Raw genomic sequence first — 13,227 nt, forward strand, 5'->3', positions numbered from 1 at the left:
ACAATGGCAGAGCTTAAGCTGGATAGTGGGGAGTTTACAACGGACCAGCTGGGAAAAAAATATCGCGATTTTTTTTCCCCGGCTTTCGAAATCTTGGTGAATGGCAGCAAAATAGCCGATGAAATTGCGATATCGATTTTAAAAGTAGAAAGCAGTCTGGAAGGGACGGCAGATTCGTTTTTCTTTCAGATAACGAACGCTTTTGATTTGGAACAACGTGAATTTTTATGGCTTAACGATGTATTTGTGCTTGGTAAAGCGGTAGAAATCAAGCTTGGATACGTGGATAAGCTAACGACGGTTTTTCAAGGGTACATCACCTCCGTTACAGCTGATTTTTCGGACGACACGACACCCAATTTACTCGTTCGCGGAATGGATATGTCGTATCTGATGATGAAAGGCTCCAAATCGAAGTCATGGACTCAAAAAAAATATAGTGATATTGCCAAGGAAATTGCTGGTACGTACGGCATCAAGACACAGGTGGACGATACAACGACTATGTACAATACCGTATCGCAGAATCAGATTGATGATTATCACTTCATTCAATATTTAGCCGATTTGGTGCATTATGATTTTTTTATAGTTGGGAAAACGATGTATTTTCGCAAGCCGCTAACGGAAATGACGCCAGTTGTCGAATTGCAGTGGGGCACGTCGCTGCTTTCGCTGTCGATAGATATGAATCTTGCCGATCAGATTACGGAAGTAACGGTACGTGGCTGGGATAATAAAAAGCTGGAGGTAGTGGAAGCTACAGCTACAACCGTAACCAAGCTTGGCTCTAATTCCAAGACGGGCAAAGATATTTTGAAAGCACAGGGTACTTATAAAGAGCATGTGTATACCAACATCGACTCTCAGGATGAAGCGAAGACGCATGCCGAGGCCTTATTGAATAAAAGATCCATGAAGCTGATCAATGGTCATGGGGAATGCATGGGTATTCCGGAAATACGCGCAGGACGCTACATCAAGCTTAGTGGAATCGGCAGCAAGCTGAGCCAGCCCTATTATATTATTTCAACGCTGCACATTGTTGATGATTCCGGCTATGTAACACGATTTCAAGTTGGGGGGAATGCGGTGTGATGAATTACCCGGATTTTTCATTCCGTGGGATGTCCGAGCCAGTCTTTCCAAAGATTGATGGCGTGATGGTAGCAATTGTGACGGATAATAAAGATCCCGATGGATTGGCCAGGGTCAAGCTGCAGCTCCCGCTGCGGGAAACGGAGACGGAAACCGACTGGGTTCGAATAGCGACTCTGATGGCAGGTAAGGACAGGGGAAGTCTGTTTATTCCTGAAGTGGGGGATGAGGTGCTGGTCGCTTTCCATCTGGGCGAAATTCGCCAGCCATTCGTGATCGGGGTGCTCTGGAGTACAAAGCAGCCTTCGCCCAAAGCCAATGATAAGAACGATATCCGTCAATTCAAATCACGTGCAGGTCATGTGCTGACCTTTGATGATAATGATAGTGACGGCAAAGTGACGATCAAGACGAACAAAGGGCAAACCATCGAATTTTCGGATAAGGCAGATACGATAGATATTCAGGAGCAGAGCGGCAATAATGCGATTCAGATCAAAGGCGGCTCGGCTAACGAGATCACGATTAAAAGCAGTACCTCGACCATTACATTGAATGCGAAGGGTGATGTGAAAATCGAGAGTACCAAGGCGATTAATATCAAATCAACGCAGGTTAGCATAGAAGCATCCGCAACGATGGCCTTGAAGGCAGGCGCTTCACTGGATATCAAATCCGATGGAATCATTAACATTAAAGGTAGTCTGGTCAAAATCAATTAGCAGAGATGATGGAAAAGGGGTGAAAGCGATGAGCGAACAATTTCTGGGACGCGGCTGGAAATTCCCCATTCAGGTGGACAAGGCAACAGGTCGTATCATGATGTCGGAATATGAACAGGATATCGCTGAAGCGATCCGCATCATCCTCGGAACCTCTTTGGGAGAACGTACGATGCGACCTGATTTTGGCTGCGATGTGATTAACTTTGCATTTGGGAATACGGACGCCACGACCTTACGACTGCTGGAAAGCAGTATTCGGGAAGGTATCCAGAACTGGGAGCCCCGCGTGCATGAGATCGAGGTTCAGGCCATTGTGGACAATGGAGACATAGGTAGAGTCAATATAGGTATTCGATATACAGTGCGTACGACTAACAATTTGTTTAATCTGGTGTATCCTTTCTATATCCATGAAGGCTCGAAGTAAACAAGCGGGAAAAAGGTGGAAGCATCGATTATGACAAAGCGGACAGAGAGGGGGTGGATGCATGCAGCCTCCCAAAATTGATCAGCGTGATAAGCAGGACCTGATAGCCCAGATGAAGGAAATGGTTCCGTATTACACACCGGAATGGCGATTTTCGCCTGAGGACCCGGACCCGGGTAGTGCACTATTTCTAATATTTGCCGATATGTTTCAGGAAAATATTAAACGAATGAACCGGGTGCCGTTTAAAAACCTCGTTGCCTTTATGAACCTGTTTGATGTGTCTTTGCTTCCGGCACGGCCGGCCAGCACGTTTCTGACGTTTCGCTTGAATTCGGGAGTTCAGCAGCCCGTGCTGATTCCAGCGGGTACGCAGGTAGCAGCTCCCGGTGCAGAAGGTGACATTTTATTTGAGACGGAACGGCTGCTGCTGCTCACCCCTGCAGCACTCATTGCCGCTTTTCTGACCAGCAAGAAGCACGATAGCATCCTGCAAATACCAGAGCCATGGGTGGCTGCAGCGCAAGCCGGATTAGCGGCACCAAGTCCGTTGTTCCAGCTGCCGGATGCAAATAATCTTCAGGAGCATGTGCTTTATTTGGAGCATGGCGATATGTTTCTACTTCACGAAACAGCCCGAATCGAGCTGGAGGTCGTTCATTCGACGAAGCCCCATGAGGAGCTGAGCCTGAGCCAGCGGCTGGCAGACCCTTCGTTAGCAGAATGGTTGTATCCTACAGATAACGGCTGGGTACCCTTTGACCGTGTTGAATCAGAGGGAAATCGGGTCATTTTACATAAAATGCAGCTTGGTGAAGTGACCCAGCAGGAGCTGTCCGGCCGAAGTGGACGCTACATTCAATGCCGGATGAAACGGGGCAGCAGTCATACACCCTCACTTGCCGATCAGCGGCTGGAACTGGACCGTATACATGTGAAAACCGAGTATGTGGACAGCCTGGCCCGGGGCGGGATTGCGCCGGATATGATGTTTTATAATGATATTCAGGCGAATGCAGATGATGGTTTTTACCCGTTTGGGGATCAATTCATTCCGTACGGTACCTTCTACGTATCCAGCGATGAAGTGCTCAGCAAGCGTGATGGCATGATCACGATGACGTTTGCCCTTAAAGTCATTCCTAACCGGTTTCAAACGGAGCAGGAGCAGGTTGTGGACTGGAAGCTTGTCATGAAAAAATCCAGCTTTGAAAGACCGAACCCGCCGATCGTTGCGATTGCCCAGGTGATTTGGGAATATTGGAATGGGAGTGCCTGGGTCAGACTGGACGCTGGCAGAGAGGCTGAAAGCTTATTTTATCGACCTGGTGAAGAGCTGCAGCACAAGCAGGTATCGTTCCGGTGTCCACAGGACCTGGAGGAAACATTTGTTAATTCCCATCTGAGCCATTGGATTCGGGCGCGTATTTTGCAAATTGAAAATCTGTACTCGGCGCTGCCAGTATACCTTTCTCCATGGTTGGAGGGGGTTAAGCTAACTTACGCATACCCGGAGCGGTTGTATCCACTTCGGAGCTGCCTTGCGCTTAATCATACGGTCATGATAGATCAGACCTTGCAAAGCCAGGGGCATTCGGGGCCGTTCCAGCCTTTTTTTCATATGGAGGTGAACCATCCGGCACTGCACCTTGCGTTCGATGTACCTCCGGTTAAAGGACCGATCTCGATATTAGTATCCGTACAGCCGCAGAAGCTGACTGAGAAAGATATTCCACTGCTCGAATGGGAATATTGGAGGGCGGGCTATTCAGGGGAAGGCCCAAGATGGTCAGTGCTCAAGGTGATTGATGATACAAACGGATTAACGAGGACGGGGTCGTTGCAGTTTGCGGGTCCAGCCGATTTTCAACGAACCTCCTTGTTTGGTAAGGATGGCTATTGGCTGCGTGCGGTAAACAGGGACGACAAATATGATGATTTCTCGGGTAATGTGGCGATACCAGTTGTAAATGGGATGTATGTGAATACGGTAGCAGCCGTTCAGCAGGAAACCGTACATAACGAATACCCCGATCCAAGAGCAGGTGAATTTGCCTCCGAGTTTCAGCTGAGCAGAACTCCTGTTGTCGCGGAAACGGTCTGGGTCGATGAGACAGGTTCGATGTCCGAGGAAGAGGTGCGGCTGCATTTGGAGCAGGGCACATTGGAGCTCGATGTGATCCGCGATACGGACGGGTATATTTACCGGTTATGGGTAAGATGGTTTCCAGTAGCACATTTGAGTGACTCTGGTGGAGAGGACCGCCATTATGCTATTGATCGGGCCTTTGGCCGAATCCGGTTTGGTGATGGGATTCACGGTAAGTTACCCCCCAAGGGTGGTCTGGAACAAATAAAGGTTACTTACAAGGTGACTCGCGGCAAAGAAGGCAATGTTGGGGCGGGACAGATTGCCAGCTTGCAAAACTCGATTGCTTTTGTAGGCGGAGCTATGAACCCGGAGGCTGCGGCTGGCGGCTGCGATGCGGAGAATCAGGAATCAGCCATGCGTCGTGGACCACAGCAGCTCAAGCATCGGGGCCGTGCGGTAACAGCAAAGGATTTCGAGTGGCTGGCACGGGAGGCTTATCCAAACATTGCGCGGGTTACCTGTCTGGCGAATTATAATGCGCGGGTGGAGAAGGAAATCGGCTGTATTACTTTGGTCATCCTGCCTCAAGAGGGTGTTGGGGGCCTTGCAGCCTTTCCTGAGCTCAAGCGGCAGGTTGAACGTTATGTGCTGCAGCGCGCTTCGAGTATGGTGGCTTTGCCTGATCGCATTCAGGTCATCCAGCCGGCCTTCATCGAGGTATCCGTAACCGCATATGTGGCTGTTGAGGGTATGGATGCCGTCGTACCGACAGAGCTTGCGGCTATAGCCAAGCTGCAGCAGTTTCTGGACCCGCTCGCGGGTAACTATGACGGAAAAGGCTGGGAAATCGGTCAGGATATCCATCTTTCGATGTTTTATGCACTTTTAAAATCGATTCATTCGATCAACCATGTCGAAAAATTGTATATGTCGGTATATAAAATCGAGGATCATATACGTACCGAGCTGGACGTTAACAGTCTGCCCTCTCTTTTGCATGGAATTATCATCAGCGGTATGCACAAAGTAGTCGTAACCGCGCTTTAAAACAGTTTGTTGTTCAAGTCACAAGGGACTCGTCGATAATACTTGATACGAAAGGAGGTATAACGATTGCTGCCCATACCGAATTTGGACGATCGTTATTTCGATCAAATTGTACAGGACGCCAGAAAGGCGATTCCCAAGCTATTTCCCCAGTGGACGGATGAAAATGCACACGATCCGGGGATTACCCTGATCGAGCTGATGTCTTGGATGACGGAGGTTCAACAGTATTATTTGAACCGGATTACAGAGAAGAATGAGCGTAAATTTCTCAAGCTGCTCGGTATTCATCTCAAGGAATCGTTTTCTGCAAGAGCACAGCTGACCTTTACGGGGATGCAGGAGCTTCAGGTGCTGCCCAAGGGTACGAGGCTTGCCGCGATGGATCAACTGTTCGAAACGGTCGAAACCCTGCAGGCGGTCCCTTCGACTCTGGATAAAATTATAGTGCGTACGGCTGTGGCGGCAAGCGATTATACCTCTTCCAATGATCATGCGAGCATTGCTTATTATGCCTTCGGACCGGATGCCAAAAGCGGAAGCAAGCTGTATCTCGGTTTTGACCGTGAGCTCCCGACAGGGATTCCGATTTCCATATCGTTTAAGCTGTTTGATGGTTATCCCGTCCCTGTGGGGGTAGCTGCCAATGGGATGTCCGAGATGATTTCCTCGGTAGGCGTTTCGTGGAAATATGTAGGCTCTGAGGATGGTGAAGGATGGCTGCCGGTTGAGCTGCTTCGCGACACTACGATGCACTTGTCACAGACTGGGCAGATTGTGCTATGTCTGGATAAGCCGATGAGACCGATGCTTGTGCATCCCGCTAACGACAAGCGGCGGTATTGGCTGTGCTGCACGCTGGAAAGCGATGGTTATGAGCTGGCGCCGAAGATCGAGCAGATTCATATAAATACCGTGGAAGCTGTACAGCGCACTACATGGAGCGAAGCGATAGTATTCGATAGCTCAGGTGAGGCCGGAATGATATGCAGCCGTGTCGCCCATCTTCCCTATTACGGATTGAACCTCGTACAGGTTCGTGAAGCCGGAGGCGATTGGCGCGATTGGCAGGCTGTTACGGATATCCGTAACAGTGGGCCCGATGACTGCAGCTATGAGCTCTCCCATGATCCTCTGCTGAAAACGACCGAAATTCGTTTTGGTGATGGACAGCACGGAGCCATTCCGACCATGGGCAAACAAACGATTCGGCTCATCTCCTATGTTCCCGATTTTGAGCTGGACCGTTGGATTGGTGGAAGCAACGGGCTTCCTCAGCAGGAATTTGAGGTTAAACGAGCGCAGCGGTGTTTGAAGGATTCCCTGCTGCTTCAGGTCGGACGGAGAGAGCCAGGGATATCCGGCTTTATCTGGGAGGATTGGACACGTGTTGAGGACTTTGATCAATCCGGTTCAGAGGACCGGCATTATGTGTGGGATGAAGCCAATTATGTATTCCGCTTTGGCAACAATGAGGAAGGCTGGATTCCTCACGATTCGGAGCAGGACAACCTGCGGCTCATATCACTGCAAACCGGTGGTGGCCAAAGGGGCAATGTCAAAGATGGACTGATCTCTGAATTCGTCACGGATGATCCTGAGCTTCAGGGAATCAGAGTAACCAATCCCACTCCCGCCTCGGGTGGCACTGAAGCCGAATCCGTAGAGGAGGCCAAGCATCGCGTACGCAGAGACCTGCATACGCCGTACCGGGCGGTGACAGCTGAGGATTATGAGGCCATTGCTCGTGCAACACCTGGGCTTCGTGTCGCAAGAGTAAAAGCCATACCCCTCTATAAGCCTGGCATGGTGGAGCAGGAGCAATCCAAGTCGGCAGCACAAATGACAGTCGTTGTCGTTCCTTACAGCGAGAGCTCACAGCCAAAGGCAGGCGTTGGTTTTCTGCGAACAGTAAGAAAACATCTGGAATTGCACCGATTGCTGACAACCGAGCTGCATGTGATACCTGCCGAATATATTAAGATTACGGTACATGCGGTTGTGGTCGTTGAACCGCAATTGAAGGAGGAGCCAAGGCGCATTCTTCATGAGCTGTACGGGCTGCTGCAGCCCTTGGACCGATCGGATGGGTCAACAGGCTGGACGTTTGGAAGGGCCGTATATAAAGGTGATATTTATGGTGCGATCAGCCGTCTGAAGGGTGTAGTTTATGTACAAGACGTATGGATCGATTTTGAGGGCTCAGGGGCGCGTAAAAATGCGAGCGGTGACATCCTCATTCCTCCGTACGGGTTGGTAACCTCTGGTGAGCATCAGGTAGAGCTGATTAGTAAAGCTGACGTATAGCCGTGAGTCTATCATATGAAATGCGGGGGACTAGAAATAGCGATGCCAACACATGCGTTGTTGGTTGGCTTCTGAAGGCGGGAAATCCGTCCATGCTCAACGATTTATGGATTCAGCAGGCTGTTGACAAAGGGGGTGAAAGCCGTGCAGGACCCGTATCAGTTTTTCTCATTGAATAAACAATCGGATTGGGATAAAGGACTTTATTACAATCTCCATATGATAAGTGGGGGGCTTGGGCTTCACCAGACCGAGAAGTATGGAATCCATAAGGTGATCCAGCCTGAGGAGATGGATGGTCCGCAGAATCCACTTGATTTTGCTGTAGGCCAGAATGGCAAGCTGTTTGTCATGGATGAGCGAGCAGTGATATGGTCCTACGACGCAGAGAATCAATATACGGAGCAGCTATTTCGTCAAGGGCATGATTTATTCAAGGCCAGTGCTGTATTGGCTGCGAGCAAGGACACGCTCTATATCGCGGACCCGAACAGCGAGCGACGTATTGCCGCTTATTCGGTTTCGAACAGCCAGCAGGTCTGGGCTGCCCAGGAATGGCAGGGTAAACCATTGTATCCGCTAGCTATTGTGTCCGACTCACAAAAAAGGCTGTATACCGTGATCCCGCTGGATATGATTATTGGGATGAATGGAAATGAAGAAGTGCCGGAGGGAGGGCGACTGGGGATTGTGCAGTGGGGCTCAGGGGGAGATGTTATTCGTGTCTATCAGCACGATTCGCTCCGACTGGAACAGGCGACGGCTGCCGCCGATTTACTCAAAAGATACTATACCGCGGTTAACGCTGTGGGAGCCGTATACCTGTTCGATACGGAGAGTAAGCTGGTCATATCCTTTGACGAGGATGGGACGTTGGCTGTACAATTCTCGATTGCTCCTAAAGGCACGTATGCGGGTCTTTCCATTGATACGAATAATAATATATATATTGGCGACAGCCGGTATGTCGGTCCGGATGAAGAGGACGAGCGTTTTATTCTGAAGTACGGGCAGCAGGGTGAATTTCAAGCCAAGGTGTCAGGGTTTCGTGGACGGACGGACAAGCTTCTCCTCGGTCCACGGGACTGGATGTATGTGCTGGATGGGTTAACGGGTGAAATCACCCTGCTGGAGCTGCAGCCGAGAACGATGGAACTCGAGGAAACCTCCCTGACGGAGGGAATTTATTTCTCCCATGCACTGGATACACGTTCCACAGAAACGGAATGGCACCGTGTACAGCTGGAAGCCTTGATCCCCGATGAAACGCAGGTGCGGCTATACTATTACACATCTGATCGCAATGAAGAATGGTTGGATGGTAATTTTACTGACCTCAGTGCGTACTTGAAGGAGCCCATCATTCCGCTCAGAGATAAGCTGAAGGCAACAAGGGATCTGTGGTCGGAGCCGATTACAAATCCGCGTGATGCGCTGCTTATGAATGCCACGGGCCGCTATTTGTGGCTGAAGCTAGAAGTCGTTGGCAGTGAGCGGCGTACGCCGGTTTTGACCAGACTTCGTGTCTATTTTCCACGTAAGTCGTTGATCTCATATTTGCCTTCGATTTATCAGGAGCAGCAGGATGAGAGCCGGTTTTTGGAACGGTTTCTGGCCTTGTTTGGATCGTACTTTCAGGATATGGAGGAGAAGATTGATCACATCTCCAAATACTTCGACCCGAATGCTGTTCATGGGCAGTATTTAACCTGGCTGGGTACGTGGCTGGCCGTTCATGAGGATGAATCGTGGGGCGAGGAGAAGCTGCGCCAGCTGATCAAGCAAGCACCAGAGCTCTACAAGCTGCGAGGTACCAGACAGGGCCTGCTGCGTATGCTGCACATTTACACGGGGGCAGAGCCGTATATCATCGAATATTTTCAAATGAAGCAAATGCAGGAGAAATCGGAGCTGCGCGAGCTCCTGTCCCGTCTATATGGCGATAATCCGTATTGCTTTTGTGTGATGCTGCCGCAGGAATGCGTGCAAACCGATAAACAGCGGCTCATTATCGAATCCATCATCAATGATCAAAAGCCTGCATTTACCGAAGGCAAGCTCACCCTGCTGCAGCCATGGATGTACATGGATATGCATTCCTATATGGGGATTAACACCTTTTTATCGGAACCAACGCTGCTGACACTGGATCAGAAATCGTCGATGCCTTACAATACGGTCCTGATTGATCTCGAACGTGACAAGCGAATGGACATTCATACCCGTCTCGGATTGGATTCCGAATTAGAATAATTAAACCATCTGTGAATATGAATCAAAATAGGGGAAGGCGAGGGGATTGTGGGATGAAAAAGACACGTTATTATCCATTTGAGCGCAATCGCTATTTTTATGGAAAGCTATTGACCGTTCGTGACTTTGAATCGGAGCAGAAATATTTTAACGACAAACGGCGTTTGATGAATCGGCTGCTGCATGGTACAGGTGTGATTACAGGCTTGCAGGTCATCGCCGTCGATGATAAGTCGGTGTCTGTGGAAATGGGAGCCGCTATTGATGCGTTGGGCCGGGAAATCATCATTCCTTCTCCGGTCACACTTAAGCTGTCGATGATGCAGGGATTCTCGAACAATGAGTATGCCAAAAATGTGTATCTTTGTCTGGCCTACGATGAGAAGGGCAAGGAACCGGTTCATTCCGTAGCGAATGCGGCTGTTCGATCCGATGAAATCAGCGAATATAATCGCATGCTGGAAAGCTATAAGCTGTTTATTCGCGAGGAAGCCCCCGATCCTTCTGTATTCCCTATTGAGAGCATCATTGAGCAGACCAGTGTACTGTATCAGGATGGACACATTCGTATACTGCAGCGAACACCACGTTATGTGAATCCGGGACAGCTGTTTGATGTGACTTTTGTAATCGAAAAGACACTGCAGGCAGCCAAAATATCCTTTGAGTTCGAATTGGTTGGACAACAGCTGCAGGCTGAGCATGACGCTAAAGTGACGTTCAACGAACCTCAGGAGCGCCAGGAAACCGAATATGAGGTAACGGTTAAGCTGCGTGCAGACAGCTCATCGCGAGGCAAGGCGACTGTCGGGATTAGACAGGATCATGCGGTTCTGCGAATAGGCGATAAGCAGGTCAGCCTGTCCTCAGCTAGAGCCAATGAAGTGATGATCATGGCTGGGGCTGTTGATAAACAGTGGGTAGATGATTTTGTGAACCGTTCGCTGGAGGACTCCCTGGATTCCCCTTCCGATCCTTGCATTTACCTGGCCCGAATCAGTCTACTGCAAATGGGACCGACCTATATGATTGAAAAAGTCGATCAGGTTCCATTCAACGAATATGTGTACAATGCCTCTGCCCTGCACAAGCTGAAAAGCAAGGATAGCTCTGCCCCGGCAACGCCGTTCAGCGGTTCGATTACGGCCAGATCCAGTCTCAGGAAAATAGCGGGTAACCAAGAGCCTGAGCTTAACGTTACCTTCAATAAGGACAAAGGTGAGTTGAACTTTGACCTGGGGCTTCCTGAAGTACAATCCGGCGATCAGGTACGAACGGGTGTCGTTGAAATTCCGATAGCTTCCTTGAATAAATTCGCGGCTTCACCTTTTGGCCGTGGGGGCAAAAGCTATGTATCCGCCGAGATCGAGCATGGTCTTGGCCGAGGCAGTCTGTTCATTTATACAGGGATTGAGGAAATCAATGAAGACTATATTTCCGACATTCTGAGCAGCAGTGAACGCTTGTACTCTGGCTCTACGGATGTATTCAAAGGCAGCGAGCATGAGCCGAGTGGTCCAGACGTCAAGATTGGAACGGTATTGTATCCGCAAAAGGGTACGTTTCGCATCGGTGTGAGGCTTCAGCAGCCTACGGAAGCGACACAAATCAATATCCGTTGGTGGGCCTTCAAAAAGGCGACTGAAAGCGGAGCGGGCAGCGACGATACCGTCGATATTTCTTCGTTGGAAGCGGCGAGTGGACGGGAAGAACAAGCTTAAGAAATTGAATTTATTAAGTGCTTACAGCTAGCAGATGACAAGTTATGTATGTAAAGGTCGGCCTTCCGTAAGGGGAAAGGCCGACTTTCCTATCTTTACTCTGCAACCGCTGCACGTCTCATAAATCGGTCAGCAACCCGACTAAACCCATACGATTCATACAGAGAGTGGGCGTCTTTGGTACCCAGGATCCCATTGATTCCTTGCAAGGCTTCGGAGTTAATAATCGTCTCGACCAATTTTTTCCCGATACCTTGACCGCGATACTGTTCGTCAATGAACACATCACACAAATAATACATCGTAGCCCCGTCTGTAATGACTCTTGCAAAGCCAATCTGCCGATTCTGATCATAGACGCCATAGCAGAGCGAATGTTCGATAGCTTTCTGCGTTTTCTCAATCGGCCGCTCGTTGGCCCAATAGCTTCTGGACAAAAATCCACCGATAATGTCGATATCCAGTCTTGTTTTGTCATCGCTAATTGTATACGTGTTGAAGGTTACTTCCAATTTGCAACACTCCTCGCAAATAAATGTAATGGTGAGATAACTCCATGAAATACTTATTCCCTACGAATGTTTGCAATTCCTTTTAACACTTTAATGACGATTCGGTTGTTAAAATCTGAGCTACCCATTGATAGCAAGCTTCCAATTGTTCATCACTAATGAGTTGGGAGCGATGCTCGAACATGATTTTGATGTTCGGGTTCTTTTCTTTGATGATAAGTAAATAGTCCTCTATTGGCGCCCAGCCGTCATCCGGACTTAAATCGGGCAATACGGGGAATTTCTTTTGCTCGATACGATCCGTTACTTTGATATTAGATAAATGCAGGAGATGTGCGTATGGGGCATACCTGCGAATAATGGCTCTTGAGTTGAAGTTTGGATCGATGCACTCCTGTAGATACAGCCTGCTCGTATCCAGGCATAATCGAATGTTCGGATAACGCTGCAATAAGGATTCCAGAAAATCCGTTTCGTAAATATAGGGATTCAGAGCGTCAAATTCCAGTACAGGAATGAACGCATAAGCTTTGCCTTTTGCAGCCAGCCATTCAAATAAATATTGACTCTTTTCCTGAAACTCTACATTTGAAAACTCACTCTCATACACATATTCCCGTCTATCCTCAAAATGCCAAAGCGCCCAATCTACATGGTCGTCCAAAATTACAGGCTTGGGATAATGAAACAAGATATAGTCCGGGTGGACAGCAGTCGCATACTCCAATTCCTTTTCTACCGATGCAAAGGCTTGTTGGCGTGTGGCATCATCCTGCGATAAAAATAAAGCATCCCTTAACGGGTACGCACCGGCGCGCAGCGGGAAATGAATACCAACCTGGAAGCCTCCTCGTCTGGACTCATGAATCAGATTTAACGTATCCTGTTCCTGCTCAAACAGGCAAGCCTCAATGCCGTAAAAATTATTGCGAAAGTCGCGATGAAATTTTCTGAAATCAAAGCTGCCATATTGGCCGATCATAAATGTGTTCATCGGAGAGCTCCTTCTTAGCGATTTAAGAAAAAAAGGGATGTCACGTAAGGT

General features: G+C 48.9%; 9 protein-coding genes. 7 read left to right on the top strand and 2 right to left on the bottom strand.

Going from position 1 to position 13,227, the window contains the following annotated elements; all coding sequences use genetic code 11:
- Positions 1 to 3: 3 nt before the first annotated feature.
- From OB236_RS05940 to OB236_RS05970, 7 genes are all read left to right on the top strand, one after another.
- Positions 4 to 1,098: a phage late control D family protein gene (locus OB236_RS05940; protein WP_076230400.1), complete on the top strand. Its 1,095-nt coding sequence runs from the start codon at positions 4 to 6 to the stop codon at positions 1,096 to 1,098.
- The gene (locus OB236_RS05945) at positions 1,098 to 1,820 is read left to right on the top strand and encodes a phage baseplate assembly protein V (protein ID WP_076230399.1); all 723 of its coding nucleotides are present in this window, start codon (positions 1,098 to 1,100) and stop codon (positions 1,818 to 1,820) included. The genes OB236_RS05940 and OB236_RS05945 overlap by 1 nt, the downstream gene beginning before the upstream one ends.
- Before the next feature lie 28 nt (positions 1,821 to 1,848).
- Positions 1,849 to 2,250 carry a GPW/gp25 family protein gene (locus OB236_RS05950; protein WP_076230398.1) on the top strand — a complete coding sequence of 134 codons (402 nt, stop codon included), beginning with the start codon at positions 1,849 to 1,851 and terminating at the stop codon, positions 2,248 to 2,250.
- Between the two features lie 61 nt (positions 2,251 to 2,311).
- A complete protein-coding gene (locus OB236_RS05955; protein ID WP_262683183.1) occupies positions 2,312 to 5,389 on the top strand; it encodes a putative baseplate assembly protein in 3,078 nt (1,025 codons plus the stop codon).
- A 66-nt stretch (positions 5,390 to 5,455) separates the two neighbouring features.
- On the top strand, positions 5,456 to 7,696 hold the full coding sequence (locus OB236_RS05960; protein ID WP_262683184.1) for a putative baseplate assembly protein: 2,241 nt from the start codon (positions 5,456 to 5,458) through the stop codon (positions 7,694 to 7,696).
- Positions 7,697 to 7,840: 144 nt separating this feature from the next.
- Positions 7,841 to 9,949: a phage tail protein gene (locus OB236_RS05965; protein WP_262683185.1), complete on the top strand. Its 2,109-nt coding sequence runs from the start codon at positions 7,841 to 7,843 to the stop codon at positions 9,947 to 9,949.
- A gap of 53 nt (positions 9,950 to 10,002) precedes the next feature.
- Positions 10,003 to 11,670, top strand: a complete 1,668-nt coding sequence (locus OB236_RS05970) for a hypothetical protein (RefSeq protein ID WP_262683186.1) — start codon at positions 10,003 to 10,005, stop codon at positions 11,668 to 11,670.
- A gap of 95 nt (positions 11,671 to 11,765) precedes the next feature.
- Here OB236_RS05970 and OB236_RS05975 read toward each other — a convergent pair whose 3' ends face one another.
- Positions 11,766 to 12,182, bottom strand: a complete 417-nt coding sequence (locus OB236_RS05975) for a GNAT family N-acetyltransferase (RefSeq protein ID WP_262683187.1) — start codon at positions 12,180 to 12,182, stop codon at positions 11,766 to 11,768.
- Positions 12,183 to 12,264: 82 nt separating this feature from the next.
- Positions 12,265 to 13,176 (bottom strand): sugar phosphate isomerase/epimerase, encoded by a 912-nt coding sequence (locus OB236_RS05980; RefSeq protein ID WP_262683188.1) that lies wholly within the window; start codon positions 13,174 to 13,176, stop codon positions 12,265 to 12,267.
- Positions 13,177 to 13,227 lie beyond the last annotated feature (51 nt).

Source organism: Paenibacillus baimaensis (assembly GCF_025567575.1).

Coding starts and splice junctions, on each gene's coding strand:
- OB236_RS05940 (WP_076230400.1), top strand. CDS start 4: ATGGCAGAGCTTAAGCTGGATAGTGGGGAGTTTACAACGGACCAGCTG.
- OB236_RS05980 (WP_262683188.1), bottom strand. CDS start 13,176: ATGAACACATTTATGATCGGCCAATATGGCAGCTTTGATTTCAGAAAA.
- OB236_RS05950 (WP_076230398.1), top strand. CDS start 1,849: ATGAGCGAACAATTTCTGGGACGCGGCTGGAAATTCCCCATTCAGGTG.
- OB236_RS05945 (WP_076230399.1), top strand. CDS start 1,098: ATGAATTACCCGGATTTTTCATTCCGTGGGATGTCCGAGCCAGTCTTT.
- OB236_RS05955 (WP_262683183.1), top strand. CDS start 2,312: ATGCAGCCTCCCAAAATTGATCAGCGTGATAAGCAGGACCTGATAGCC.
- OB236_RS05970 (WP_262683186.1), top strand. CDS start 10,003: ATGAAAAAGACACGTTATTATCCATTTGAGCGCAATCGCTATTTTTAT.